Origin of the sequence: Kribbella sp. NPDC050470 (genome assembly GCF_044458365.1) — a bacterium.
Classification (GTDB): domain Bacteria; phylum Actinomycetota; class Actinomycetes; order Propionibacteriales; family Kribbellaceae; genus Kribbella.
Genome location: NZ_JBITHV010000002.1, coordinates 453,379 through 478,979, shown reverse-complemented (window position 1 = coordinate 478,979; position 25,601 = coordinate 453,379). Strand labels below are relative to the sequence as shown.

Annotated in this window: 30 protein-coding genes and 1 pseudogene; 15 read left to right on the top strand and 16 right to left on the bottom strand. The window is 66.6% G+C overall.

Annotated elements, in window-relative coordinates; translation table 11 throughout:
- Positions 1-95: 95 nt before the first annotated feature.
- The 3 genes from ACIBGM_RS06915 to ACIBGM_RS06905 all read right to left on the bottom strand — a co-directional run bounded on the left by ACIBGM_RS06915 (position 96) and on the right by ACIBGM_RS06905 (position 3,342).
- Positions 96-1,079, bottom strand: coding sequence for an NADP-dependent oxidoreductase (locus ACIBGM_RS06915; protein WP_396384741.1), 984 nt, complete (start codon positions 1,077-1,079; stop codon positions 96-98).
- A complete protein-coding gene (locus tag ACIBGM_RS06910; protein ID WP_396384740.1) occupies positions 1,072-1,989 on the bottom strand; it encodes an NADP-dependent oxidoreductase in 918 nt (305 codons plus the stop codon). The genes ACIBGM_RS06915 and ACIBGM_RS06910 overlap by 8 nt, the downstream gene beginning before the upstream one ends.
- Positions 1,990-2,139: 150 nt before the next feature.
- A complete protein-coding gene (locus ACIBGM_RS06905) occupies positions 2,140-3,342 on the bottom strand; it encodes an MFS transporter (RefSeq protein ID WP_396384739.1) in 1,203 nt (400 codons plus the stop codon).
- Between the two features lie 214 nt (positions 3,343-3,556).
- On the opposite strand from ACIBGM_RS06905, the gene ACIBGM_RS06900 reads away from it, so the two are divergent.
- The 7 genes and pseudogenes from ACIBGM_RS06900 to ACIBGM_RS06870 all read left to right on the top strand — a co-directional run bounded on the left by ACIBGM_RS06900 (position 3,557) and on the right by ACIBGM_RS06870 (position 6,948).
- A complete protein-coding gene (locus tag ACIBGM_RS06900; protein ID WP_396384738.1) occupies positions 3,557-4,054 on the top strand; it encodes a Dps family protein in 498 nt (165 codons plus the stop codon).
- Positions 4,054-4,650: a sulfite oxidase-like oxidoreductase gene (locus tag ACIBGM_RS06895; protein ID WP_360529835.1), complete on the top strand. Its 597-nt coding sequence runs from the start codon at positions 4,054-4,056 to the stop codon at positions 4,648-4,650. Before ACIBGM_RS06900 ends, ACIBGM_RS06895 begins: the two co-directional genes overlap by 1 nt.
- Positions 4,651-4,697: 47 nt before the next feature.
- Positions 4,698-5,369 (top strand): ferredoxin reductase, encoded by a 672-nt coding sequence (locus tag ACIBGM_RS06890; protein WP_396384737.1) that lies wholly within the window; start codon positions 4,698-4,700, stop codon positions 5,367-5,369.
- A 118-nt stretch (positions 5,370-5,487) separates the two neighbouring features.
- A complete protein-coding gene (locus ACIBGM_RS06885; protein WP_396384736.1) occupies positions 5,488-5,868 on the top strand; it encodes a nuclear transport factor 2 family protein in 381 nt (126 codons plus the stop codon).
- Between the two features lie 135 nt (positions 5,869-6,003).
- Positions 6,004-6,237, top strand: a complete 234-nt coding sequence (locus tag ACIBGM_RS06880) for a hypothetical protein (protein ID WP_396384735.1) — start codon at positions 6,004-6,006, stop codon at positions 6,235-6,237.
- Positions 6,234-6,533 (top strand): annotated as a pseudogene (locus ACIBGM_RS06875) (peptide-methionine (S)-S-oxide reductase); the annotation flags it as partial. The gene ACIBGM_RS06880 and the pseudogene ACIBGM_RS06875, both read left to right, overlap by 4 nt.
- An 85-nt stretch (positions 6,534-6,618) precedes the next feature.
- Positions 6,619-6,948, top strand: a complete 330-nt coding sequence (locus ACIBGM_RS06870) for a hypothetical protein (protein ID WP_360529850.1) — start codon at positions 6,619-6,621, stop codon at positions 6,946-6,948.
- A gap of 123 nt (positions 6,949-7,071) precedes the next feature.
- Here the strand turns inward: ACIBGM_RS06870 and ACIBGM_RS06865 are convergent, their stop codons facing one another.
- Positions 7,072-7,302 carry a hypothetical protein gene (locus ACIBGM_RS06865; protein WP_360529852.1) on the bottom strand — a complete coding sequence of 77 codons (231 nt, stop codon included), beginning with the start codon at positions 7,300-7,302 and terminating at the stop codon, positions 7,072-7,074.
- A 242-nt stretch (positions 7,303-7,544) separates the two neighbouring features.
- Between ACIBGM_RS06865 and ACIBGM_RS06860 the strand changes: the two genes are divergently transcribed.
- Complete coding sequence (locus ACIBGM_RS06860; protein ID WP_396384734.1) at positions 7,545-8,288, top strand: sigma-70 family RNA polymerase sigma factor; 744 nt, start codon at positions 7,545-7,547, stop codon at positions 8,286-8,288.
- Positions 8,289-8,426: 138 nt separating this feature from the next.
- The gene (locus ACIBGM_RS06855; protein WP_360529858.1) at positions 8,427-9,023 is read left to right on the top strand and encodes a molybdopterin-dependent oxidoreductase; all 597 of its coding nucleotides are present in this window, start codon (positions 8,427-8,429) and stop codon (positions 9,021-9,023) included.
- 34 nt (positions 9,024-9,057) lie between these two features.
- On the opposite strand, the gene ACIBGM_RS06850 is transcribed toward ACIBGM_RS06855, so the two are convergent.
- The 4 genes from ACIBGM_RS06850 to ACIBGM_RS06835 form a co-directional block, all read right to left on the bottom strand.
- Positions 9,058-9,360, bottom strand: a complete 303-nt coding sequence (locus ACIBGM_RS06850) for a DUF427 domain-containing protein (RefSeq protein WP_396384733.1) — start codon at positions 9,358-9,360, stop codon at positions 9,058-9,060.
- A 63-nt stretch (positions 9,361-9,423) separates the two neighbouring features.
- Positions 9,424-10,287, bottom strand: a complete 864-nt coding sequence (locus ACIBGM_RS06845) for an alpha/beta fold hydrolase (RefSeq protein WP_360529864.1) — start codon at positions 10,285-10,287, stop codon at positions 9,424-9,426.
- 180 nt (positions 10,288-10,467) lie between these two features.
- Entirely contained in the window at positions 10,468-11,241 is a 774-nt protein-coding gene (locus ACIBGM_RS06840; protein ID WP_360529867.1) for an SDR family oxidoreductase, read from the bottom strand.
- A gap of 103 nt (positions 11,242-11,344) precedes the next feature.
- Positions 11,345-11,785, bottom strand: coding sequence for a DUF5709 domain-containing protein (locus tag ACIBGM_RS06835; protein ID WP_360529870.1), 441 nt, complete (start codon positions 11,783-11,785; stop codon positions 11,345-11,347).
- Between the two features lie 219 nt (positions 11,786-12,004).
- Between ACIBGM_RS06835 and ACIBGM_RS06830 the strand changes: the two genes are divergently transcribed.
- Together ACIBGM_RS06830 and ACIBGM_RS06825 are read left to right on the top strand one after the other, a co-directional pair.
- Positions 12,005-12,640, top strand: a complete 636-nt coding sequence (locus ACIBGM_RS06830; protein ID WP_360529873.1) for a TetR/AcrR family transcriptional regulator — start codon at positions 12,005-12,007, stop codon at positions 12,638-12,640.
- 137 nt (positions 12,641-12,777) lie between these two features.
- On the top strand, positions 12,778-13,551 hold the full coding sequence (locus tag ACIBGM_RS06825; RefSeq protein ID WP_360529876.1) for an SDR family NAD(P)-dependent oxidoreductase: 774 nt from the start codon (positions 12,778-12,780) through the stop codon (positions 13,549-13,551).
- On the opposite strand, the gene ACIBGM_RS06820 is transcribed toward ACIBGM_RS06825, so the two are convergent.
- Positions 13,533-14,378 (bottom strand): GNAT family N-acetyltransferase, encoded by an 846-nt coding sequence (locus ACIBGM_RS06820; RefSeq protein WP_396384732.1) that lies wholly within the window; start codon positions 14,376-14,378, stop codon positions 13,533-13,535. The two genes, ACIBGM_RS06825 and ACIBGM_RS06820, sit on opposite strands and share 19 nt — an antisense overlap.
- A gap of 307 nt (positions 14,379-14,685) precedes the next feature.
- On the opposite strand from ACIBGM_RS06820, the gene ACIBGM_RS06815 reads away from it, so the two are divergent.
- From ACIBGM_RS06815 to ACIBGM_RS06800, 4 genes are all read left to right on the top strand, one after another.
- Positions 14,686-15,252, top strand: coding sequence for a GNAT family N-acetyltransferase (locus ACIBGM_RS06815; RefSeq protein ID WP_396384731.1), 567 nt, complete (start codon positions 14,686-14,688; stop codon positions 15,250-15,252).
- Between the two features lie 86 nt (positions 15,253-15,338).
- Positions 15,339-15,779 carry a nuclear transport factor 2 family protein gene (locus ACIBGM_RS06810; RefSeq protein ID WP_360529885.1) on the top strand — a complete coding sequence of 147 codons (441 nt, stop codon included), beginning with the start codon at positions 15,339-15,341 and terminating at the stop codon, positions 15,777-15,779.
- 319 nt (positions 15,780-16,098) lie between these two features.
- On the top strand, positions 16,099-17,478 hold the full coding sequence (locus tag ACIBGM_RS06805) for an NAD(P)H-quinone dehydrogenase (RefSeq protein WP_396384730.1): 1,380 nt from the start codon (positions 16,099-16,101) through the stop codon (positions 17,476-17,478).
- A gap of 577 nt (positions 17,479-18,055) precedes the next feature.
- A complete protein-coding gene (locus tag ACIBGM_RS06800; RefSeq protein ID WP_396384729.1) occupies positions 18,056-18,190 on the top strand; it encodes a hypothetical protein in 135 nt (44 codons plus the stop codon).
- A 282-nt stretch (positions 18,191-18,472) separates the two neighbouring features.
- Here the strand turns inward: ACIBGM_RS06800 and ACIBGM_RS06795 are convergent, their stop codons facing one another.
- Genes ACIBGM_RS06795 through ACIBGM_RS06765 form a run of 7 tightly spaced genes read right to left on the bottom strand, consistent with a single transcriptional unit; the run spans position 18,473 to position 25,496 of the window.
- Positions 18,473-19,627, bottom strand: coding sequence for a DUF5914 domain-containing protein (locus tag ACIBGM_RS06795; protein ID WP_396384728.1), 1,155 nt, complete (start codon positions 19,625-19,627; stop codon positions 18,473-18,475).
- Positions 19,628-19,634: 7 nt separating this feature from the next.
- The gene (locus tag ACIBGM_RS06790) at positions 19,635-21,239 is read right to left on the bottom strand and encodes an FAD-dependent oxidoreductase (protein WP_396384727.1); all 1,605 of its coding nucleotides are present in this window, start codon (positions 21,237-21,239) and stop codon (positions 19,635-19,637) included.
- Positions 21,236-21,592, bottom strand: a complete 357-nt coding sequence (locus ACIBGM_RS06785) for a lycopene cyclase domain-containing protein (RefSeq protein WP_396384726.1) — start codon at positions 21,590-21,592, stop codon at positions 21,236-21,238. Before ACIBGM_RS06785 ends, ACIBGM_RS06790 begins: the two co-directional genes overlap by 4 nt.
- Positions 21,589-21,918 (bottom strand): lycopene cyclase domain-containing protein, encoded by a 330-nt coding sequence (locus ACIBGM_RS06780; RefSeq protein WP_396384725.1) that lies wholly within the window; start codon positions 21,916-21,918, stop codon positions 21,589-21,591. The genes ACIBGM_RS06785 and ACIBGM_RS06780 overlap by 4 nt, the downstream gene beginning before the upstream one ends.
- Positions 21,915-22,859, bottom strand: a complete 945-nt coding sequence (locus ACIBGM_RS06775; protein WP_360531408.1) for a phytoene/squalene synthase family protein — start codon at positions 22,857-22,859, stop codon at positions 21,915-21,917. The genes ACIBGM_RS06780 and ACIBGM_RS06775 overlap by 4 nt, the downstream gene beginning before the upstream one ends.
- Positions 22,856-24,382: a phytoene desaturase family protein gene (gene crtI / locus ACIBGM_RS06770; RefSeq protein WP_396384724.1), complete on the bottom strand. Its 1,527-nt coding sequence runs from the start codon at positions 24,380-24,382 to the stop codon at positions 22,856-22,858. Before crtI ends, ACIBGM_RS06775 begins: the two co-directional genes overlap by 4 nt.
- 22 nt (positions 24,383-24,404) lie before the next feature.
- Complete coding sequence (locus ACIBGM_RS06765) at positions 24,405-25,496, bottom strand: polyprenyl synthetase family protein (RefSeq protein WP_396384723.1); 1,092 nt, start codon at positions 25,494-25,496, stop codon at positions 24,405-24,407.
- Positions 25,497-25,601 lie beyond the last annotated feature (105 nt).

Here is a 25,601-nt window from a genome sequence, read left to right as displayed (position 1 = left end):
ACGAGAACTGGTGACCCGTCACCGGGACGTTCCACCACGAGGCCCGCGCGGCCTTCCACAATGTCCGGCGGGTCCTGGCCGACGCCGGCGCGGTGCTACGGGCGAACGCGGATGATCGTCTTTCCCTTGGTTCGCTCGGTGGAATTGAAAGCAGTCACGGCATCGTCGAGAGTCGCCACCGCGCCGATGTTCGTGCGCAGCCGCCCGTCCCGCACCCGCTGCACGATCTCACCCAGCTCGGCACGGTCGGCTTCGACCACGAAATCCACCGCCAGGCCGTCAGCCGGCCGGGCCTCGACCGGGCCAACGACGGACACCAGCGTTCCGCCGGCCTTGATCATGGCCGCGGAGGTCTTCTGGACGTCGCCGCCGATGACATCGAAGACCAGATCGACTTGACCGACGTCTTCCAGCGCATCATTCCCGAGGTCGACGAACTCGTGTGCGCCGAAGTCGAGCGCCTTCTCACGGTCGGCGGCGCGTCCAGTGCCGATGACGTAGGCACCGGCCTCGCGTGCGAGCTGCGTCACCATCGTCCCTACTGCGCCGGCCGCACCGTGCGCGAGGACGCTCTGCCCGGCTTGAAGCCGGCCGTGCTGGAACAATCCCTGCCACGCGGTCAGACCTGAAATCGGAAGAGATGCGCCGACAGTGAAGTCGACGTCGCCCGGCAAGGGGGCGAGGTTGCGTGCCTCGATCGCGACGTACTCCGCCAGGGTGCCGTCGCGGTGCCAGTCGGCGAGGCCGAACACCCGCTGCCCCACCGACAGCCCCGTCGTGCCATAGCCGAGGGCGGTGACCACTCCGGCCAGCTCGTGGCCGGGGATCGACGGTGTCCGGCTGCGGTCGAGGCGATCAGTCCAGGTCGAGGGCCACGCCAGCTCGGTCGGGACGAATCCCGATGCGTGAATCCGAACGACGACGTCGTTGATGGCTGCTGCCGGCTCGGGTCGCTCGGTGAGCGTCATCCCTGCCGTTCCCGCAGCCTCGTTGGTTACCACGATCGCTTTCATTGCGCTTGTCTCCTCTGTCGTCTGGTCGCTTGGCGGTTGAACGGATGGCTGCGGATGGCTAGGCACGAATCCGGATGATCGTCTGTCCGCTGACTCGATCGGTCGGATTGAAGGCGGCGATGGCGTCGTCGAGCATCGCGACGGTGCCGATGTTCGTCCTCAGCCGCCCGTCCCGCACCCGCTGGACGATCTCGCCCAACTGGGCGCGATCGGGCAGGACTACGAAGTCGATCGCCAAACCGTCGGCAGGCCGCGCCTCGGGCGGCCCGGCGATGGTCACCAGAGTTCCTCCCGTCCGAATCACGCCTGCGGATCGCTGCTGGATCTCGCCGCCGATGACGTCGAACACCAGATCGACTGCGCCGACGTCTTCCAACGCGTCGTTCTCGAGGTCGACAAACTCCATCGCCCCGAAGTCGAGCGCCTTCTGGCGGTCGGCGGCGCGTCCGGTCCCGATGACGTAGGCACCGGTCTCACGTGCCAGCTGAGTCACCATTGAGCCGACCGAGCCGGCCGCACCGTGCACGAGAACGCTCTGGCCGGCCTGCAGGCCGCCGTGGTTGAACAATCCCTGCCACGCGGTCAGACCCGGCATCGGCAGGCTCGCCCCCACTGTGAAGTCGACGTCGGCCGGAAGCGGTGCGAGGTTGCGTGCCTCGATCGCGACGTACTCCGCCAGCCCGCCGTCGCGATACGAGTCCGTGAGGCCGAACACCCGCTGTCCGACCGCCGGCCCGGTCGTGCCGTAGCCGAGAGCGGTGACTACTCCGGCCAGCTCCTGCCCGGGAATCGACGGTGTACGGTCTCGGTCGAGGCGATCGGTCCAGGTCGAGGGCCACGTCAGCTCACCCGACGTGAACCCCGAGGCATGAACCTGGACGACGACGTCATTGATCGCCGGCTTCGGCTCGGGCCGCTCCACCAGCGTCATGCCGGACGTTCCGGCAGCCTGGTCCGTCACCACGATCGCCTTCATCCGCCGCCTCCCTGTCCTCGCCTGCACGCCCCGCTCGGTTCACCTGTACCTGTAGCACCGGGAACCCATCGTCTTACCACTCTGATCGCTGCGTCATTCCTGCAGCTAGGTCTCTGGCCCGGCGCTTCTACCTCGTCCACCGGATCAGGTTCACCCATCGATCGCTCCGATGTCGTCATCTGCTGTCCCTCTCGGCCATCCTGTGTAGCTCTCCATGCTGGGTGTGCGGGTTGCGTGCAGCGGCGACGGTGAACAGAGTGGCGAGGAAGGCAAGCCCGCCGTACCCGAGTGCGATCTGCGGTAGCGAGTAGACGTTGGAGAGTCGGGCGGAGATGAGGCTGGGAACAGTCGCGCTGCTGTAGCTGAGTAAATAGACAACGGCGAACGTTGGCGCCGGTCGGACAGAGTGCTGCCGAACAGCAGGCCACGAGTGGCGGCGCTGATGGCGATGCCCTGAGCGGCTCCCGCGATGATGGTTGCGGCGATGAACAACGGCAATGCGCCGGTGGTGATCGCTGTGATCAGTCCGATCCAACCGGCAAGGAAGGCGATCATGCCGACGCGCTCAGCCGCCGCCGGTGACAACCGGCCGCCTAGAGGTGCGCCGAGGGCGCTAGGGCCCATGTAAGCAGCGAACACCAGTCCGAGGACGAGCGAGCTGCTGGTGCGAAGTTGATCTGCGATCAGCGCGGGTACGAAGGCCTGGTAGAACGCCCCGGTGGCCCAGGTGGCCAGGAACACCGCGGCCGCGACGGGAAGTAGATGCCTGGCTCGAACCGGTATGCGAACGCGAGGATGCAGTGATTGCCAACCGCCCGGCGTCGGGGGCACGGTCTCCGGGCTGATCGCGACGAGTGCGGCAGACAGCAGGAGCAAGCCGATGACGACCAGATAAATGAGGTCACGTGGCCATGGGCCGAACTGCACGAAGGCACCGGACGCGATGGCGCCGACGGCGAGACCGAGCATGACTGTTTGGCTTGATGCGACCGAAGCCAGCCAGGTCGGCCTGGCCGGCGCCGCATCGACGATGTAGGCGGTGAGGCTGCTGCTGGCCAACCCGGCGCCAAGGCCCATCAGGAGTCGACCGGCGATCAGGATGCCGATGTCGTGCACCTTCAAGAGCAGCAGACAACCCAGTACGAGCAGCCCGAGGCTGGCGATCGCGGTGGGCCGCCGGCCCACATGATTGGACAGCCGTCCCAGCACGAGCAATGTGCTGAGAGTGGCGGCGGAGTAGGCGACGACAGTCAACGAGATGTCAGCGTTGGTGAACCCTTCCTCGGCCCGGTAGATGTTGAAAAGGGGGATGGTCGAGCCCACCGCAGCAAACACGGCTACCAGGGCGACCACTGCGGAGATGAACGCCAGCCGGAGGGTTGCGTCCCGGCGGGCGAGGTCGATCGCTGGTGTCAACTGCTGTGTCTTTCTCGTGTTTTGACGAACCGCCCCGGGTGTCGGGTCGTCCTGTTTGGTTCGTTGCGTCCCGTCGCACCGTCTTACCGGCGATTGGTCCAGGTGGTGAGGAAAGGTCGGGCGGTGGTCGTGACACAGGGGAGGTATGCCTATGGAATCTGTTGCGAACTCGGTGCAGTTGCCGCCGCTGGACAATCCGAACGAGCGGGTGGCGGTTGGTGAGGACCTGCAGCTCGTACTGCAGGATCTGATCGATCTGTCGCTGATCGGGAAGCAGTTGCACTGGAGCGTGGTCGGAGCTGCCGCGCGTGGAGTGCATCTGTTCCTCGACGAGTTGGTCAAGGAGTGGCGCGAGCTCGCAGATGTCGTCGCCGAGCGAGCCATGACGTTGGGCTTTGTCCCGGACGGACAGAGCTCGACGGTGGCGGCCGGATCACGCGTCGAACCTGTCGCGGTGCGGTCGCTGGCCGATCACGCAGTGGTCTGGGAGCTCGGTCGTCGGGTGGCAGCAGTGGCTGAGCGGATCCGTGCACGGCTGAGCTCGATCGGTGCGGCGGATCTGGTGACGCAGGACGTGCTGGTCAGAGTGGTCGGGATGTTTGAGAAGCAGCAGTGGCTGTTGCGTGTACAGCTCGGTGAGAAGGCGTAATGGCTGTCACCAGGGGATTTCTTGGCCGGCGTGCCGCAGACCCTACGCGGGTACCGCCCGGTCAGTACGTCACGCGAGACTTTCCGGTGTTGTCGGCCGGGCCGACCCCGTACACGCGGTTGGACGCGTGGGATTTCACGATCCGGGGCGCTGTGGACAAGCCGGTCTCGTGGTCGTGGGCGGAATTCCAGGCGTTGCCCCGCGAGGAGTTCACCGTCGACATCCACTGCGTGACGAAGTGGACGAAACTGGAGATGACCTGGTCGGGGGTCTCTCTCGACACGTTCCTCGATGCGGTGCCGACCCAGGCGCCGTACGCCCTGGCGTACTCCGACGGCGGCTACACCACGAACATTCCGCTGGCAGACCTGCAAGGTGGAAAGGCCTGGGTCGTCGACGAGTACGACGGGCAGCCACTTGATCCGGAGCATGGTGGGCCTGCGCGTCTGCTGGTACCGCACCTCTACTTCTGGAAGAGCGCGAAGTGGATCCGTGGGTTGGAGCTGCGGACCGACGATCAGCCCGGTTTCTGGGAGATGTTCGGCTATCACAACTACGGAGACCCGTGGAAAGAGCAGCGGTACTACGGCGACTGACGTGGCAGACCGGCATAGTGATCGGGACGGCTTTCGAGACTCCGCGGGTGAAGATCATCACGCTCGACGTGCCTGACTGGCCTGGGCACCGCGCGGGGCAGCACGTGGATGTGCGGCTGACAGCGCCCGACGGGTATCAGACACAGCGAAGCTACTCGATCGCGTCGGCGCCGGAGGACGACCACCTGTCGCTCACCATCGAGCGACTCGACGATGGTGAGGTCTCGCCGTATCTGGTCGACGAGTTGCGAACAGGGGACGAGCTCGAGTTCCGTGGTCCGATCGGCGGGCATTTCGGCTGGGACGACGACCTTGGCGGTCCGTTGTTCCTGGTGGCCGGCGGCTCCGGCCTGGTTCCCCTGCGGGCGATGCTTCGGCATCACCGTGCCATCAACAGCCGAGTACCGGTTCGGGTGCTGTGCTCGGCGCGCTCGCTCGACCTGCTGATCTATCGTGAGGAACTCATGGAGATGACGGCCGACGACCTCATCGATGTCTCGATCACCTTGACTCGTGAGGCTCCGACCGGCTGGCGTGGCTACCGCGGCCGCATCGACCCGGCGCTCTTGTCCACGGCCGGGTGGACAGCCAAGGAACAGCCGCTCACCTACATCTGCGGACCGACAGCGTTTGTCGAGACGGCGGCGGCCGGCTTGCTGGCTCAAGGGTACGACGCTGGACGCGTCCGGACCGAACGCTTCGGCGGGACAGGGGTGTGACAACGATGGGACCTCTCGATGGCAACGCCATGGCGGGCGTCATGCACGATCTCTTTGCGCGAGACATGACGACCATGGGCCGGCCGCTCAACTTTCACCCCACCTCGGAAGGCACCTGATGACCATCCAGACTCCGCCCGACCCGACCGCCGCCGACCTGGCGAAGCACCTGCCGCACGCGATCACGAGATTCCTGCGCGAAGCCGATCCCCAGCACAAGGCGAATGCTCACGATCTGCTGTCGGCCTTCGCGACCGACGCGACCGTGGTCGACAACGGCAACACCTACACCGGTCACGACGAAATCCACCGCTGGCGGGAGACCGAGTCCAGCCAGTACAGATACACGGTCGAGGTCAGCCACGTCGAGAAGTTCGACGACACCCACTACGTCGTCACCAACCACCTGGAGGGCGACTTCCCTGGCGGCGTCGTCGACATCATCTACCGCTTCACGCTCGCCAACGACCTCATCACGCACCTCCAGATCGCGCCCTGACTCCCGAACTTCTCAGGACCGCGCGCAGGCAGGCTGCCACATCGTAAGATCCGCGTCTGTCCAAGCACTGACGGTTATCCAGAACGGAGCCGATGGGCAACCCCGCTTTCTGATCGACAGGTAGAGGTGAAATTCATGAGCGGGTGGAAGGAGGGGCTCGAGCGATTCCTGGCCACCGACCCCCGTGACGTCGGGTGTGATGAGACGATGGCAGTTCTGCATCTCTACGCCGAGCTACTGGCGGCCGGAGTCGATGCTGCCGAGCGCTATCCCGGATTGGCATCGCACCTTGCGGCCTGTGAACCCTGCGCGGAGGATGCGGACGGACTGCTGGCCGCTGTGGCCGGCACAGAGGAGTACGGACAATGACCAGCGGAATTCACGACACCGGACAGGTCACCCGGAAGCCGGGCGCAGAGACAGCCGTCCTCGCCGGCGGGTGTTTCTGGGGCCTGGAGGACCTCATTCGCCGACAGCCCGGCGTGCTCGGAACCCGCGTCGGATACACCGGCGGGCGGAACGACCATGCGACGTACCGCAATCATCCCGGGCACGCCGAAGCGGTCGAGATCGTCTTCGACCCGGCGCAGACGACCTACCGTGACATCCTGGCGTTCTTCTTCCAGGTCCACGACCCGTCGACCCTGAACCGCCAGGGCAACGACGTTCCGCGGCGTACCACCTCTGCCTGAGCCTGATGCCGGCAAGGCACTGTGGTTCGTGAGTCGAGGATGAGAGGTCTTGGGTGCGATGAATGACATGCTGCAGGGAATCCGAGCGGATGACGACGCGGCGGTTGCGCCGGCCGACATCCCGAAGGCGGTCACGGCCGGTCGGCTGGTGTACGGCGATGGTGCTAGTCAGGTCTTCACGATCGACGGCCGGACCACCTACTCCGAACGAAGCGGTGACAGTGCAGGGGAGTGGTACGTCGACGACCACGGTCGGTTCTGTTCGTATTGGCCGCCGTCCTATCGAGCCTGCTACGCGCTTCGCTGGATGGTCGAGGACGCGCGGATCGTCGGACTCCGATTCGTCGGCCTCGGTGATGGTGTCACGTTCGAGGGCCGCTACGAGTAGTTCCTCGGCGGGCGGTCTTGACACCGTCCCGAGGAGCGACTGAGACGGCGTCCGCGACAAGCGTCTGGAGAGCGGGAATCACCTCCGTCTCGAACCACGGGTTCTTTGCCTGCCACCTGAAGTTCAGAGGTGAAGGATGGACGGGCGTGGTGGGAGGTCGCCGTGTGTGCCCTTGCCCGGATAGTAGAAGTCCATCGGGAGCAGAGCGATCGTGTCCGGGGCGTAGAACTGTTCCTCGGTGACGCCCAGCCACTGCCGCAGTTTGATGCCGCTGGCATCGTTCCACGGGATCTGGCTGTCCTGAGCATGCCTGCCCTCCCTGATCTCGTCGCGTAGTGCTTCGAGTTCGTCCATGCGGGCCTCAATTCGTCTAAGAAACAGGACGATATAGACCATTTGTCGAGTGATCTTCAACCTCTGTCGTCGGACCATTGTCCCGTGCTAGCGGTCGAGGCATGCCTAGGCGCCACGTTCACAACTCATCCTACTTCGGAGAGATTTGGTCTCGCGTGATCTCGGGGAGACGATGCGCTCGGATCTGCCGCGGTGCGGTCCCGGTGCTGAGTGGACGGAGTAACAAATGGACGGTATCGTCCATGTTGTTGTTTCACCGGCCGGCGCAGATGTGCCGGATCTGGGGCCACTACGTTGCGTTGATCGCCGGAGAGTCAGTGAAGAGCGAAGGGTCCGAGTCGTTGTCGCAGGTACGGGTCGTCTCTCCAGAGGTGGCCCGGGAGAACCGTGCCTGGGTTCGCGACCTGAGCGGTCGTGGCGATCGGCGTGAGCTTGCGAGCCGGCGCCTGTACGAGGTTCTCCTGCGCGCCGCGAGGGCGGAGGTCGCGCGGCGCGCGGCCAGGCTGCGACTTGTCGGCCCGGAGGTGGACGACATTGCGCACCAGGCCGCCGCGGACGCTCTCCTGGCGATCTGTGGCAAGGTCGAGACGTTCCGCGGTGATTGCAAGTTCACCACCTGGGCGTACAAGTTCGTGATCTTCGACGTGGCCGCCAAGGTCAACCGGCACTTCTGGCAGCGCGCCGGCGTCGCGTTCGACGACGAGGACTGGGACCGCCTTCCCGCACGGCTGGGGATCGAGCCTGAGGCGCACGCCGAAAGCCGGGACCTGGTGGACGCCGTGCATCGCGCCGTCGATGAGAAGCTGACGGCGAAGCAACGGATGGTCTTCGTCGCGCTCGTGCTGAACGGAATGCCCACCGATGTGCTCGCGGATCAGCTCGGAGCGACACATAATGCGGTCTACAAGATGATGTTCGACGCCCGCCGTAAACTGCGGAATGCATTGGTCGAGGCCGGCTACCTGCCGGAGCAGCAGATCGCCTGAGCGACGGCACGGCGGCCCTGCGTCGCTTCCTGCGGGCCGATCCGGTTGGCAGGGGTGACGTCAGGTAGAGGCCTACTCGGGCGGCTCAGCCGGCGGACGGCGAAGTACGACAGATCGGTGGTCGGCGAGGAGGTTCAGATGGCAGTCGTCAACCGCGGGTTCGGAGGCAGAGGCGGACCTGATGACAGACTCCCTCCGGGCCAGCACCTCACCGACGACTTCCCGGTGTTGTCAGCGAGCGTGACTCCACTGATCCCCAAGGACAGGTGGGAGTTGACGATCACGTCGGAGACCGGTGTGCAGCGTCGCCTGACGTGGCCCGACCTGCTCGCTCTTCCCTCCGAGTCGGTCGTGGTCGACATCCACTGTGTCACCAGGTGGTCCAAACTCGGCACCCACTGGGAAGGGGTCCCCGTCGATGCCGTCCTCGGAGACGTGACCGATGAGGCGACCCACGTCATGGTCAGCTCCTACGGCGGTTACACGACCAATCTGCCGTTGGCCGAGCTCCGGGGTGGGAAGGCCTGGATTGCCTACCGGTACGAGGGAGAGGACCTCGGAGCGTTGCACGGCGGTCCTGCCCGTCTGCTCGTCCCGCAGCTGTACTTCTGGAAGTCGGCCAAGTGGCTGAACGGAATGCAATTGCTGTTGCAGGACGAGCCAGGCTTCTGGGAGGGAGCCGGGTACCACAATCATGGTGACCCCTGGCGCGAGCAACGCTACGAGTTCGACTGACCGGTACAGCGAGCTGGACCGGGCGCGCATCGGTCTACTCGATCGACACCCGCGTGGTGTCGAACGCGACGTACCCGGTGAAGTCGTGTCCGACAGTCTCGATGGCCGACCGCTTCGGATGCGGGTAGCACCATGCAGCGTCGATGTGCTCGTGGTGCGGAGTTTCCACACTGTAGTAGCGGGCTTGGCCCTTCCAAGGGCAGACATAGGGAGTCGGGCTGTCCTTCAAGGTGCCGATCGTCAGCGACTCCGGAGGGAAGTATTGATTCCCTTCGATCGAGATGGTGTGTTGGGTGTCTGCGTCGGCGAGTAGCACGCCGTCGATCGTCGCTCGCACTGTCGGCCCTTCGGTAGAGGTCTTCACCGACTCTGTGTCCTGTCCGAGCATCGGCCTTACGGGCTACTTGACGGTGTCGTCGTAGAAACCGTTGATGCCGTCCACGATCTCCTGCAGGCAGTCCTCTACTGCGAAGTGTCCAGAGTCGAGGCGAACCAGCTTCGCATCGGGCAGGTCGCGCAGATACGCCTCTCCGCCGGCAGGGGTGAAGAGGATGTCTCCCTGGCCCCAGAAGATCAGCGTCTTGGGCTGGTCACGGCGAAGCCGACTCTGCCAGGTCGGGTACTGCGCGGCGTTCGTCCGGTAGTCGTAGAACAGATCCAGCTGCACCCGGTGTGCGTTCGGCCGGGCCAGGAAGTGCAGATCCAAGTTCCAGTTGTCCGGGCTGATCTTCGTCGGATCGGGGTGACCGGCCAGGTAGATCGCCTTCACCGCTTCCGGCTCGAGGAGTGCCACGAGAGGTGCTTCGGTCACCGCGTTGCGGTTGACCCAGAGGACGTGCCGAATCCCGTCCCAGACCTCGGTGAACCCCTCCTCGTAGGTGTTCGCGTTCTGGATGATCTGCCACTGCAGCCAGTCCGGATGAAGCGAGATCAGCCGGTTCCCGATCGGGCCTCCGTAGTCCTGCATGTACAGCCCCATCGGTCCGGTGAAGTCGATGGCCAGCAATGCCTCGTCGACAATCTCTGCGAGGTGGTCGAAGGTGTAGTCCCACTCCGCAGGATCCGGCATCTCGGTGTTCCCGAAGCCGGGGTAGTCGATCGCGACCAGGTGGAAGCTGTCGGCCAGGGCCGGCATCAGGTTCCGGAACTGGTGAGACGAGGAGGGAAAACCGCCCAGCAGCAGGAGTTTCGGCGCTCCAGGCTTACCCGCTTCGCGGTAGAAGACCTCCAATCCGCCGGCAGACACGGTCTGAAAAATCGTCATGGGCACTCCACATTCATTCCACAGGGATGTGATCGAGCGCGCGCTCGTCGGGGCGTTCGGGATCGCTTGTACGGTCCAGCGTCCGCGCTCGTACGAGTTGGCCTCCACGACAGATCGGTTTCTTACCTGGCAATTCACCGCGTCACCCACGCCACGGTAGCTGCCTGCCGGATCGAGTGCTCAGTTGCGCCCGGCCATCACGCCCCCGTCGACGTTGAGAATCGCGCCGGTGATCCAGCTGGCCTCCGGGGAGAGGAGAAAGACGATCGACGAGGCGATGTCCTGGGCTGTTCCGACCCGTCCCAACGGGTGGAAGCCGTCGAACTCCTTCACGGTCTCCTCGAGTTTGTCGGCGGGGATGAAGCCCTCGTACAACGGCGTGGCCACCACTGCGGGAGCCACAGCGTTGACGCGAATTCCGTCGGCCGCCAGTTCCATGGCCAGGTTGTGGGTCAGGGCATGCAGGCCGGCTTTCGCCATCGAGTAGCCGGTCGCCGGTGTCGCCGCCACCGCCTGATGGGCCCACATGCTGCCGATGTTGACGATCGCGCCGCCGGCGCCTGCGGCTTTCATGCCCCGTACGACGGTCTGGGTCAGGAAGAACGTAGCCCGGTTCAGCTCCAGGTACGCGTCGTAGTTCTCCTGGCTGTAGTCGAGGAATTCCCTGGGAATGAAGAACCCCGCCGCGTTGACCAGCAGTGTCGCGTCGGCATGCTCGGCCGCGAGTTGCTCTTGCACGTCTTCGACCTGCTTGCGATCTGCCAGGTCCGCAGTGATCCCCCAGGCTTCTCCCTTCTTGCCGAGCTCGGCGACCGTCTCGTCGACCTTCACTTGCTGACGTCCGACGATGACGGCCTTGCCGCCTTGCCCGACAACGTCCGCCGCGGTCTGCCGCCCCATGCCGCTGCTGCCACCGACCACGATGAGCTTGCGGCCCTCGAAGTACCCACTCATATGCTTCCCCTCGATCCCTGCCAGGCCGGAGCGGCCCGGATTCCCCTCTGTGTGTGCCGATCGGGGGCCGGCCTTACTGGTTCCCGGAATCCCGGGGAGTTGCTCAGTCGAGGTCGTCGAGCTCCAGCGGCTCGTCGTCCACGACGTGGATCGCGGCTTCTTCGGCGCTCGCAGCGCCTCCGTCGATCCCGACGTCGGTCGCGACAAGCTCTTCCTCGAAGTCGAAGTGCGACCCCTCGTCCGGAGCGACGAGACGACCGGCACGGTCTCGGCCGATCTCCGGGCCGTCGACGTGCTCCGACGGTGTGGCGTACGGGTCGATGTCCGGCTCCTCCTGCGCAAGCCGCTGCTCGAAGGTCTCACCCCGCAACGCCTCCGCTGCGGTCGTCCCGAAGCCCTCACCGGCCGACCACTTCTCCGGCGGCGAGTAGCCTTCGTCGAGAAGGTCGGAGACCCCTCGTCCGTCGAGGGTGTCGGAGAACTGGAGCTGGTCCTCGTCGTCCACGCTGTAACTGCCGTAATACTCTCGACTGACCTCGCTCATACGTCCTCCTGACCTCGGGCCGGCGGTCTGCCGGCTCCTCGCGAGCATTGGTGTCAGCCCCGGCACGCCTGCTTACCCGTGGCGTGACATCACGCCGAGCCTGCCCGGAGCACGGGACATACCGGTCCAGACAGCATTGATCACGGAGGTGTGTCGATCACGTCGAGCATCTCCACGAAGGCGTCAGCATTCGTTGCGGCGCCCCGATAAGCTCTTGGCGTGCCCGAGACAGTGAACGAGCTCGATCGCCGCCTGACCGCCCGCGGCGCGGCCACGCGAGCCCGGATCGTCGCCTCTGCCGACGAGCTGATGTCCCTCAAGGGCGCCGCAGCGACCACGCTCGACGAAGTGACAGCGGCGAGTGGGACGAGCAAGTCACAGTTCTACCGGCATTTCGCCGACAAGGCCGCCCTGGTCCAGGCGGTCATCGCGCTGCGGGGAAGCCGTGTGCTCGAGCGTGAGGAACAGTACCTCCGCAGAGTCGACTCGTTCAGCGGCCTCGACCGCTGGTGCCGGGCCATACTCCAGCGAGTCACCGCACGCCGCGGAGCGCTGGGCTGCGAACTGGGCTCACTGTCAACCGAACTCTCCGATCAGGACGAGGCAGCACGGATCGATCTCGAAGCACATCTGGTGTCCTGGATCTCCCTCCTGACCGCAGCGCTCGAGCGGATGAAGTCCAACGGCACATTGTCCGAGGATGCCGCTCCTTCGACGCTGGCAACGGGCATCATGGCCGCACTCCAGGGCGGGTACGTTCTTGCCCAGGCGGCGCGCGATCCCGGACCGATGCGGATCGCACTCGAACTGGCGATGGATTCGGTCCGAGCGCACGCGACGTCGCCCGACAACTAGACGGCGATCGGCCGATCTGTACGTACGGAGTCTCCGCGTCGTACGAAAGGCGGGCACTGGACGCGTAGCGCCGGTGATCACCGGCGCAAAGGTAAGACGCAGGTGTCGCAGAGACTCCAACAACTATGTTGGCACCCGTGAATCCGGCAAGACCCTTCGTCGGCAGAGTTGCCTTGGTGACCGGCGCAGGCGGTGCGATCGGGCGGGCAATCGCCGAGCAGCTCGGCGCCGCCGGTGCCGCCGTCGCGGTCGTCGCCGTGTCGAAGGCCCGTGCGGACGCCGCCGTGGAGGCCATCCTTGCAGCCGGAGGCGAGGCGGCCGGGTTCACCGTCGATCTCTACGACCCCGCCTCGATTCCCGGCCTCGTCCACGGTATCGAGCAGGTACTCGGCGAGGTCGACATCCTGGTCAACAGCGCCTCCACCGTGACACCGCTGGGCCCCGTCAGCGCACTTGACCCGGCGGCCGTACTTCGTGCCCTCACCATCAACGTCGCCAGCGTGGTTGCGCTCGCCGGCGCGGTGATCCCAGCAATGGGTCGGCACGGCTGGGGGCGGATCGCCAACGTCTGCGGTGCGGTCGGCAACCTGGTCTCCTGGCCCGGTGGAAACATCTACGGGACCTGCGTCGCTGCGCTGGAAGCACATACCGTGAACCTCGCCGCAGAGCTCACCGGCACCGGGATCACTGTCAACGTCCTCCGTGCACAGAAGCCGGGTACGTCGTTGCGGACCTGGCTCGCCGCGATAGATCCCGAAGCGATCGGCGATCCCTTGATCCGGCGATTCGTTCTCAGCCAGAAGGACCTCGCTGTCGTCGATTACGACAGGCTGGCCGCAATCCTGGTGAATCACCTGACCACGACCCAGACGGGCCGTGTCTGGAATGCCGTTCACGACCCGATCGACTGATGCCCTGGCTGGGGCATGCTGAGGAGATCGCGGTACTCAGGGTTCTTCTCGACGAATCGGCGTACGACCGCGCAGTAGTTCGACACCGTCACGGCCTTCGTGCGAATGTCGTCGAGAGCGCGGCCGACCAGCACCCACGACAGTCCTCGTCCGCGATAGGTCTGGTCGATGACGGTGTGCGTGATGGACAGGTGCGAGCCGATCACGTGGTAGACGAGGAGCCCCGCTTGTTGGCCGTCTGCGAGGACCTCGTAGTACTCGTCGTCTGGGTGATGGACCACACTGACCACAGGGCGAGCCGGCTTGCTGGTTGTCTCCATTCCCTGAGCGCTGGTCGGAGACTGCGGGGGAGCGGGGGCCGGGTCGACGACTGCACCGTCGATGGTCAGTAGGTCGGCCAACGGAGCCAGCCAGGCTGCACCGAACGCCTCGGCAGGAAGGCTGGCCTGCCAGGTGAGGCTTGATCCGGCGTCATTGCGGAAGTGAAGGACGAGCTGCCAGGCGCCCTCGGTGTCGTGGAGTTCCGTTGCTGTGCGCAGTTGCACTCGCACGCTGCTCGGAAGCGAGTTGAGCACCACCGGCTGCGTCCGCAACGGCAGGATCGTGCGCCCGACTTCCGACCGTACGCCGCCCAGATCGTCGGTCCGTGCGGTGTTCCAGCTCGCGACCATCACGTCGATGTCGGCGCCGCCGAACAGGCCCGCGGTCACGCTGAAGTCGACGAGCCGGCCACCGGCGATCGCTTGCTCAGCTGGGCCGGTCAGGGTCAGCTCGCCACCGGCGAGGTAGAAGCCCGTTCCATCGGGCCGAAGAAACTGATCAGTCATTGCCACTTCCTCTGTGCTGCTCTCCGAACTCAGGGCCTGCTCGCGTTCCCAGAGTGGACTATATAGTCCATGAATGTATCAACGTAGGGCGGTCCTCCATGTCCGCCCGTCTGCGCTCCGACGATGCAACATCCCGACCGAACGTCACTACCTGGAAGGAGTTTGGTCCGTGGCTGCACGCTGCTGATCGTCGGATCACCGGGCGGGTTGTGCGAGGCTTGCGTCTCCGGAGCGGGACTGATCAGGCCTCTTTGCGTCGCCAGACGGTTGGCGTGGGTGGAATTTCTCGATCGACAGGATGGTGCAGATGACGGTGATCACCGAAAGTGAACGGCTCGTGATTCGGGAGTGGACCGAGTCCGACGCAGCTGCCGCCTTGGCGATCTACGGGTCCAGTGAAGTGGCGCGCTGGCTGTCGCCTGCGATGGAACAGGTACCGAACGAGCTGACCATGCGTCAGCTGCTGCGCTCATGGATCGAGGCCGGCAAGAGTCTCGTACTGCCCGCTGGGCGGTGGGCGATCGTCAGCAGGGCCGACGGCGAAGTCGTCGGCGGCCTGATCCTCAGCTTGCTTCCGCCGTACGAGGAAGACTTCGAGATCGGCTGGCAACTGAAACCGGCGGCATGGGGCCGCGGGCTGGCGACCGAGGCGAGCCACGCCCTGCTGCGATGGGCGTTCGCAACCGGCACGATCGACGAGTTGTACGCGGTCGCTCGACCGCAGAACCTTCGTGCGTGCGCTACAGCACGGCGTCTCGGCATGGAGTGGGTCGGCGAGACCGACAAGTACTACGGCCTGGCCATGCAGATCTACCGAATTCGCGCAGCCGAACTCGATCCTGCCCCCTTCGCGCCAGAGCCCCGGCAACACTGACCAAACGCTGCAGGCGCTGCCCCCACCGAGCGATCGCGGGCCTACCGGTAAGACGGCGGGACGGAACGACACTGATCACTTGCACGATGACGCTGGTCGCAGTGAACAGCCCAACGATCGTTGAACCGCACACAGGAGGAATAGCAATGAGCGATACCGAGCAGGCGGCCGAAGATCTGGCGATCCTCGAACGGCTCAACCTGGATTACGTCGAGGCCGACCAGGCCAGCGACGCCACGCGGTTCAGCGAGTTGCTTGCCGAAGATTTCGTCGTACAGACCCCGGGGGTCACCCGCAACCGTGAGGAGTTCCTCGAGTACATCGCCAAGCCGCGGCCCTTCAAGGATCTCGCTGTGCACGATGTCAAGGTCCGCATCCTCAGCGATGTCGCCTTGATCCACGGTCGCAGCACCTACACCATGCTCGCCGACGGCGCCGAGCACGAAGCTCTGTACACGGATGCCTACCAGAAGCGTGCTGGCACCTGGGTCTGCGTCTCTGCCTGTGCGATCGCTCCTGGCACCTGACCTTCTGACAACCGAGACACTGGCGCCGACACGTCCGGGAAAGCGTCCGCCGCCCGTCACGACCGCTGATCCTCAGCGGTAGTCGGTTCGCCAGCACACGCCGCCCCGCGCGTCCCCGAGCCGACGGGGCGGTGTCCGGACAGCAGATGACGCGGTCCGCCTCGGACAGCGCTCAACTCGTGTGGCGACCACGCCACCGAGCACTGAGGCTGCGAGCGTTCGACATCTTCGGGGGGCACAACGGTCCCGCGCGGGGGCGAGTGCGGGCACTGCTGGCGATCGGGTTCGGTCGACAGAGGATACGGAAGGATGGCCTCTTGTGGCGCGAGTTGTGATCATCGGAGGCGGTCCCGGCGGGTACGAAGCGGCCAGTGCGGCCGCCCAACTGGGGGCGGAGGTGACGGTCGTCGATTCCGACGGAATCGGCGGTTCAGCGGTGCTCACCGACTGCGTTCCGAGCAAGACGCTGATAGCGACGGCCGAGGTGATGACCGAGGTCGAGGAGGCCGGCCGGCTCGGCGTCCGGCTCGAGGACGGCGACGACGATCCGGCGAATTCTGTGCGTGTCGACCTCTCCGTCGTCAACCAGCGGGTCAAGCGGCTGGCCGCCGCGCAGTCCGACGGCATCACCCGGCGGCTCGACCGGGACAAGGTGAGGATCATTCAGGCTCGCGGCCGGCTGGACGGGCCGGAGACCGTGATCGCCGGCGACGAGCGGCTGGACGCCGACGTCGTGCTGATCGCCACCGGGGCGCGGCCGCGGATCCTGAAGGGCTCCGAGCCCGACGGCGAGCGGATCCTGACCTGGGAGCAGGTCTACGAGCTCGAGGAGCTGCCCGAGCGGCTGATCGTGGTCGGGTCCGGTGTCACCGGCGCCGAGTTCGCCAGCGCGTACGACGCCCTCGGTAGCGACGTCGTCCTGGTGTCCTCGCGGGACCGGGTGCTGCCCGGGGAGGACGCGGACGCGGCCGCCGTACTGGAGGACGTGTTCGAGCGGCGCGGGCTGACCGTGCTGGGCAAGTCCCGGGCCGAGTCGGTCAAGCGGCAGGGCGACGGGGTGGTGGTGACGCTCACCGACGGCCGCACGGTCGAGGGATCGCACGCGCTGCTCGCGGTCGGATCGCTGCCGAACACCGATGACATGGGACTTGCCGAGTCGGGCGTGTCGCTGGGCGACGGCGGCTTCGTCACGGTCGATCGGGTCTCGCGGACCACCGCCCGCGGCGTCTATGCGGCCGGTGACTGCACCGGCGTACTGATGCTCGCCTCGGTCGCCGCCATGCAGGGCCGGATCGCGATGGCGCACGCGCTCGGCGACGCGGTCAGCCCGCTGGATCAGTCGACCGTCTCCGCGAACGTGTTCACCGCCCCGGAGATCGCCACCGTCGGCGTGTCCCAGGCGGCCGTCGACGCCGGCGGCAGTACGGCGATCGTCGTCAAGGTCCCGCTGGCCGACAACGCCCGCGCCAAGATGCAGGGCGTCCGGGACGGCTTCGTGAAGCTCTTCTGCCTGCCGAACACCGGCATCATCGTCGGCGGCGTCGTGGTCGCCCCGCGCGCCAGCGAGCTCATCCACCCCATCTCCCTGGCCGTAGCCGCCCGCCTCACCGTCGACCAGGTGGCCGCCTCCTTCACCGTCTACCCCTCAGTCTCCGGCTCCATAGCCGAAGCCGCCCGCCAACTCCACCTCCGCGGCTAGTCGACCGGTCGCCGTTCCGGGGGACTAGCAACGGAACACTCCACGGGTGCCGTGTTCAGTGGTCCGACCGGGCTGGCGCGAGCAGCTCGAAGTCACCGACCAGTCGGCAGTGCTGCGAAACCATGTGATGTGACGCACAGTCGCAATCAGCTGAAGGTCCGCAGATTGCTGCGCATCAGGCATGAAGAAACCCAGGACACCTTCGTGACCTGGGCCGTTGTGCGCCGCCAGGGACTCGAACCCCGAACCCGCTGATCTCCAGCTGAGACTGATCGCGGTTTGCCGATGATGAGCGAAACCTCTTCTTGGCAAGGGATTCGTGGACGGTCTCGTTCGCACCGGTTCTCATCGATCACCATCCTCTCGCGCTGATTGAGGGGCGTAAGAGGTGAGTGACAGGGCCTGCCGGGCCCGCTGGGTCGGCCTCTCCGGATCGGAAGCTTGGTCTGAGTTTCGTGTCGTCTTCTGGTTGGGTGGCTTGGCTACAGCGAGTGGCAGGACGAGCTCGCCGGGGTGAGGGATGAATCGAAATCCCGTGGCGAGCCTGAGTCGCCGTTGGGACGTGTAGTGCGACGGCATGCGCGCGCTGGTTGACGAGGCGATGGGCGATCCCCGGCTTGTTCTCGTGAGCGGGTGCCGGCAGAGCGGTAAGAGCACGCTGGTACGGCTGGTCGGGACTGGCGTGGATGCGGAGTGGTACGACGGCCAATAGTCCGTCGTCGCCCCGGAGATCGGGAGCGCGGTGATTGACTTTGAGGGACAGATCGATCAGCGGCTCGAGATCGCAGCTCGGCGCGGCCAGGCCCTGCATACACGCAATCGCCGTCGGCGCTTCGGGCGTCGTCGTGGCGCCCCGCGCGCCAGCGGGCTCATCCACCCCATCTCCATGGCCGAAGCCGCCGGCCAACTCCACTTCCGCGGCTAGCCGATCATCCGGGAACCCGGAGACAGCCTGATCACGGCGCAGAGGATCCGCGGTCTTGCTCCTGGCTGATCAAGTCGGCCGCCGTCGGCGTGCTGGGACATGCCGACCACCTTCTGGACCATCACCCCCCGTGCTCCCGGACGCCTCGAATGACCTCTCGTCGATCTCGTCCTGCGACTCGTGGTGAATCCCCGTGCGGGCAGCACGTCGATCCGCAACTGCCGACGCGCGGAGGGTGTAGCGGCGTTCGGCGTAGGCGAGGTCGTCCAGCCAGAGGCGGCCGGCGGCCCAGCGCATCGCGGGTCTTAGGGCGGCTGCGGCTCTGGTCGCCCAGACGAAGCCCGGGCGGTCCGACGTTGCGACCGTTGCCTCGATCACCGCGGTCCGGGGACGGCCGTCGTCGCCGAGGCCGAGTGGTGTCGCGTGGGTCTCGACGACACTGCCCGCTCCCTCGCCGGCCAGGATCCGCATGACCACCGTCCGCGGTCCGGGGCAGGTGAACTCGGCGCGCACCGGTACGCCGATCGACCCACCCAGCCGGAACGTGACATCGACGAGGAAGCGATCTGCCGCGGGATCGTCCACGCCCTCCGGGACCTCGACAACCCGGAGATCGGAGAACGAGTACGGATGGAACCACGCGCCGTGCCACGGGTCGAGGCGATTGGCGACGATGTCGACGGGCTCGCAGATTCCTTCCATGCTGGCGACCGCGTCTAGCACCCGCTCGCCTTGCGGTCGAACGAGCTCGAGCGGGCGATCGGTCGGCTGCTCGCCACCCGGGCCGTCGAGTCGCACCCAGCTGAGTACGCCGTCGTCGTGGCTCGGGAACGATCGCCAGCCCGTCCTGTCGCCGTCGCCCCCGACGGCGAGCCCGTGCCAGCGGCACACGACCTTCCCGCAGTCGATCGCGCCGAGTGCCAGCGGCGCACCGAGGTGCGGGCACGCGCCCTCGCCGACGCGGAGTGAGCCGTTGACGTGGCGCCAGGCAACGAGCTCGACGCCCGCGACCACGATCCCCAGCGGTCGGTCCGCCCGGACCTCGCGACTGGCTGCGAACACGAACCAGTTGCCCGAGGCCCGGTTCGTGGCCCGCTTGACCGCGGACTCGATGACCGCCGGTGAGGCCGCGCGGTACGTCGGCTCCTGCCGGCTCCACGCCTGCCGGGGAAGGAACCGGACCGGCCAACCGTCGGGCCAGGTCGTCCGGATCCGTTGTGTCACGCGGTCTCTAAAATGGTTCACAACGCTGCCTCTCCGGTTGCCGGGGCCGGTGCAGCCCCCGGATCCTCGGTCTGTTCGGAACGGAGTACAGCTCGTGACCGGGCTGTCCGAAGTTGCTGAGGAGCAGATTCGCTGCGTGGAAGCCCGTGGTCGCGGCCCGTTCCATCAGCGCCACGGGCAGGTCGATCCGGATGCCGTCGCCGGCCAGCACCAAGCCGTCGACCGGTGTTCTGACCGGCGGGCGGCCGGTGAACGACCCCGGTGTGAACCACGGGCAGTCGTCGTTCCAGAGCGAGACGGTGTCGACGGTCTTCGCGTCCGCCGTCTCGGGATAGACCCGATGCAGTTGCGATTCGAGCCTCGTCGCCAACGTGCCGGCCTGATCGGGATCGGCGGAGTACGCGTGCAGCTCGACGACAGAGCCGCCGCCCGCTGCGGCCCACCGGCGAGCTTCGGCTTCGTACCGTTCGAGTACCGAGACGTTGTCCAGCTCACCCCGTCCCGCTGTTCCCAGGAAGGCGGGACGCGCCGCGTCCACAGGTCGATCGAGCCACAGTCGATGCACGAGGAACGGTGGCGCGTTGCGCTGGCTCGCGACCTGTTCACGCCACTCGGGTAGTCCGAGTTCGGGTGAGCGCTGCAGAAGGTGCTGAAGCCCCCGTGGGTCGGCCGCCAGTACGACGGCATCTGCATCGATGGTGCGATCGGGCATATGCACCCGGAACCGTCGTGGACCGCCCAGCTCGACCGCGTCGGCCCTGGCCGAGGTGGCGACGTCCGCTCCCAGGTCGTCCAGGTACCGTCCCAGCGGCTCCCACAGCGCAGGGCCGAAAGCCGCGTCAGGAACGTCGAACAGCAGGCCCTCGGATGATCCGAGGAAGTAGAGATGGAACATCAGCGCCATCTCGGCGGCGGAGAGTTGGCTCGGTGGGGCGAAGAAGCTGCGGCTGAACACCTCGAAGGCCAGGTGCCGCGCGGCCGGCGGGAAGTTGATGGCTTCCAGGAAGTCGTCCGCCGTGACCGAGTCCAGTCGTCGATAGATGTCCGGCACCGAGACGGTGGCGAGCGGCAATGCGGCGCGCGCGTTCAACCGCAGCAGGTCACGCAGGCCGAAGGTCGGGCTGCGGAGCGCGAACATGACGGCGTTCCAGGGCGGCGTCGTCGGCAACCCGCGGAACGTGTCCGTCCGGCCTTCCGCGTCGACCAGCGGATAGTCGGGTACGGCGACCAGCCGGCGCAGCTCGGGATCCGTCCGGCGGAGCAGTTGCCGGAGGTTGTAGTACTGCCGGAAGAACGCGTGGAAACCGCGGCTCATCGACACCGCGCTTCCGTCCCGCAGCTCCTGCGGCCAGGAGGCCACCCGGCCGCCGAGGTACGGCTGGCATTCCAGGAGGGTGACTGTGACGCCGCGCTCGGCCAGTGCAGTCGCTGCGGAGAGGCCTGCAATGCCGCCACCCACGACAGTCACCCGGCGATCAGGGACAGCGGATCTCTGCGGTGCCGGTGGACGGTGGATCTCGATGCGGGCGTCGTGGCCGAGGGGCAGAGGCATCAGTCGCCGTCCGGCATCGAAGGCGGCGGACACCTCGCTGCGGGGGAGTCCAGCGGTCATCGAAGCTCCCGTTCGCTGTTGTCCACGGTGATGGTGCCGGGTTTCGAGCGCAGCTTGAGGTACTCCCACACGAGCAGAGTCGCGGTGATCAGGGACATCCCGAACGCGAAGTCCTCGACCGGGATGTCCCACGGGAAGCGCACACCGACGGTGTGCCGGTCGGCGTACAGCACGATGGGAGCGTTCAGTTTCGTCAGCCAGCCGTCGACCGGGATTTGGAAGCCGAGGACGATGATCATGCTGAGCCAGTACGCCGGGCGCCGGAACAGTCCCGTGCGCAGCCACCGGAGCTCCAGCAGCACGACGACGAGGACCGACAGTACGGCGGGCAGCGTGTATCCGAGTCCTCTCATGCCGTGTCCCGGGCCTTCCGGCGGCCGAGCATGAGCGTCACGGTCTCGTAGGTGAGCAGTCCGCAGGTGGGGACCACGATGAAGAACACCAACTCTTCCAGCGGAATGCTGCCGGGCAGCGTGATCCCGGTCAGGTAGGCGGAGTCGTAGCCCCATACGCCGGCCGCGATCGCGATGGCGTCCCAGATCAGGAACACGGTGACGACCGGGAGCAACGCCAGTACCCATCGACGCGGTCTGCGGTACACCCGCGCTCCCAGCAGTTCCAAGGGCAGCGTGACCGCCACGCACAAGCCCATCACGATCAGGTACTGCAGGTGATTCACCGTGCACCTCCTGCTCGTCGCCGTACCCACAGGGCCCGGACCAGGGCGGCGCCTCCCACCGTCACCTTCCGGCTGGTGGTGACGCGCGCCCGCCGTGCGAAGACGTTGTAGTCCGCCGCCTCGATCCGCTGCAGGATCTCCGAGTAGAGGACGTACGCCGTTCGCACGCACGGTCTCGACCGCGGCGCGAGCTGGTCGATGCCCCGCTCCGCGACGGCGTAGATCTCCCGGGTCAGCGCGATCTGCTCGCGCAGGGCGGCCACGATTCGTTGCTCGGTGCATCCATTCCGCAGACACCAGCCGATCAGGTCTCGGTCCACGCCGTGGGCGGCGAGCTCGTCCAGCGGCAGGTAGATGCGTCCACGCTCGAAGTCCTCGGCGATGTCGCGGAGGAAGTTCGTCAGCTGGAACGCCAGGCCGAGCGCGGCCGCGGCCGGCGCGGCGTCGGACTGGCGGCCGACCGTTCCCAGCACCGGCAGGACCTGCAGCCCGATCACTTCGGCCGAGCCGCGGGTGTAGCGGTACAGGTCCGATCTGGTCGGATACTCCTCGACGGCCAGATCCATTCGCATCGAGGTCATGAAGTCGTCGAACAATGCCGGATCGATCTCGTAGCGCCGCGCCGTGTCGACGACCGCGGCGAGGATCCAGTCGTCGCTCCCGCCGGTCCGGAGGTCGGCCCTGAGCCGATCCTGGATCCCGAGCAGGGCGTCGGCGATGTCCTGCGTGGTCGCGTGCGGGTCGGGCACATCGACGATGTCGTCGGCGAACCGGGCGAAGCCGTAGAGGGCGTGTACGGCGGGCCGCTGCTCCGGCGCGAGCATGCGGGTCGCGAGGTAGTAGGTCTTGCCGTGCTCGGCGTTCAGGCGCCGGCAGCTGACGTACGACCGGACCAGGAAGGGGTCCTGGATGCCGGCGGCGGTGAGTTCTGCGGTCTTCATCGGTTGCCTCCGGCTCTGAGCCTCGACCGGCCGGCGGTGCGGACCGGTCCGGTGAGGCGGTCCGCGGCGAGCCGCCCCGACAGGAGAGCGGTCGGCACGCCGACGCCCGGTACGGTCCCGCCGCCGGCGAGGACGACGTTCTCGGTCCGTGAAGGAAAGTTGCCCGGGCGGAAGGGTCCCGTCTGGGAGAAGCTGTGGGACCATGCGAACGGTGTACCGGCCACCATGCCCTGCTCGGCCCAGTCGGCCGGTGTGATCAGGTGCCGGGTGGTGACGGCGCCGGCCAGACCCGGGATCTGTCGTTGCTCGACCAGGTCCACGAGCTCGTCGGCGTACCGCTCGGCCATGGTGTCCCAGTCGATGCCGGGCGCCGTGGTGAGATTCGGTACGGGCGCCAGGATCGAGATCGTGTCGCGGCCGGGCGGACCGAGCTGCGGGTCGGTCGCGGTCGGACGGGTGATGAGCAAGGACGGATCGGACATCAGCTCGCCGTCCCGGATCAGTTGCTGGAAGGTCTTTCGCCACGCGGCGCCGAAGGAGATGGTGTGGTGGGCCACGTCGGCGTACTCCCGGTTCAACCCGGCGTGGAGCACGACTGCGGACGGCGCGGCCCGCAGCGGGACCGGCCGGCGCGGTGAAGTGCCCATCAGGTCGTAGCTGACTGGGATCTCGGTGGTCAGAACGACGGCGTCGCAGGAGAATCGCCGGCCGTCTTCGGTGATGACCGCTGTCACCCGGTCGCCGATCTTCTCCAGCGTTCGGACGTTCGCGTCGTAGTGGAACTTCACGCCGGCGTCGGTCGCTGCCTCCGCGAGTGCGTCGGGTAGACGGCTGACCCCGCCGGATGGGAAGTACACGCCGGCCACGGTGTCCATGTAGGTGATCACGGCGTAGAGGGCCAGGGCGTCGTACGGCGCCTGTCCGACGTAGAGGGACTGGAACGTGAAGACGCGTCGCAGTCGCTCGTCGTCGATGAAGCCGGCGATGACCGGGTCGAGTCGCCGGAATCCACCCAGCGCCGCGACGCGCGCGAGCTGCGGGGTCAGCAGCGACAGGGGAGAGTCGAAGTTCGCGGCGACGAAGCGATCGAACTCGGCGCGGTACAGACGTTCGAGCCAGGCCCGCAGGCGTCGGTAGCCTTCCGCGTTACGGACGCCGGCGAACGGCTTGATCGCGTCGTACATCTGTGCCTCGTCGCGATGCACGAGCAAGGAGCTGCCGTCGGCGAAGCGAGCGTCGTACGCCGGCGTGAGCTCGGTCAGCTTGAGCAACTCCCGGCTGGACCTGCCCATCGCCTGGAACACGTCCTCGATGACGTCGGGCATCGTGATGACACTCGGTCCGGTATCGAAGCGATGACCGTTCTGCATCAGCCGGCCGGCCCTGCCGCCAGGTACCTTGCCCCGCTCCAGGACCACGACCTGCCGGTCGCGGCCGACCAGGTGGGCGGCTGCGGCGAGTCCCGCGAAGCCGGCACCGACCACGACAACGCGGTCAGTGCGTCCGGTGACCCGGCGCATCATCGGTGTCCTCCTGGTCCGGGGCTCATGCGCTGCGCCGGGTTGCCTGATCAGCGAGTAGGACGAGTGCGTCGCGCGGGAAGCCGGTGACCGCCGGTGCGAGGGCGGCGACGGCGCGCTCGACTCTCTCGGCGATCGATTCTTCCGCCCACTTCTCCGCACCGCTCTCGCGAATCACGTCCTGCCAGTGCCGAACCCACTCGGCTCGGTCTTCGGGGTGATCGGGTCGTCGGGCGGCCAACCGCTCGAGCTCGGTCGCCAGCCGGTTCTCTGCCAGCTCGTGGGCGGCAACGATGACCGTCGTCGCCTTGCCCTGGAACAAGTCGTCGCCAACCGGTTTTCCGGTGACCGCCGGGTCGCCGAAGACACCGAGCAGGTCGTCGCGCAGTTGAAAGGCCTCACCGATGGCCTCGCCGTACCGACCCAGGGCTGCCGTGATGTCGGACGAGCAGCCGGCGAGCGCCGCTCCGAGCTCCAGCGGACGGCGTACCGTGTAGTTGCCCGACTTGCGACGCGCGACATCGAGCACGTCGTGCAGAGCGGGCTGAGCTGAGGCTTCGTTGAGCAGATCGCCGAACTGACCGACGGCGAGCTCGGCCCTCATCAGGTCGTACACTCGCCATCCACGGTCCATCGCGACCCGACCCAGGCCCGCTTCCCGCAGCATTCGTTCGGCCCAGATCAAGCAGAGATCACTCAGGAGCACGGCCGCCGAACGCCCGAAGTCGGCCGGCTGACCTCGGTAGCCGCGCCTCGCCGCCCAGTTCGCGAGCTGTGCGTGGACTGCCGGCGCACCTCGGCGGACCTCTGAATCGTCCATCACGTCGTCCTGCATCAAGGCGAAGGCATGAAGGAGTTCCAGACTCGCCGCTGCTTGCGCGGCTCGGCCGTCGTCGGGCTGTCCGCACCGCCACCCCAGATACGCGAAGGTCGAACGAACAAACTTGCCACGGCCGACGAAGTCGTTCAGGACGGACCCGAGGACATGGGTCTGCGGGAAGGTGAAGTGATCGGCAGCCTGGCGAGCTGCGAAGTCGACAACGAGCTCCCGAGTCTCGGCGGCCCGTCGACCGAACCAGGAGTTGAGACGATCGTGGGTTGTTACGGCTGAATACACTCGACCTCCACCGGGAACCACGGACGACGGCAAACCTTCGTCCAGTACTTCCGCCCGACACGCCTTGGCGGATTCAGGTAGCGGCGAAATCTCTCGAGTCGATCG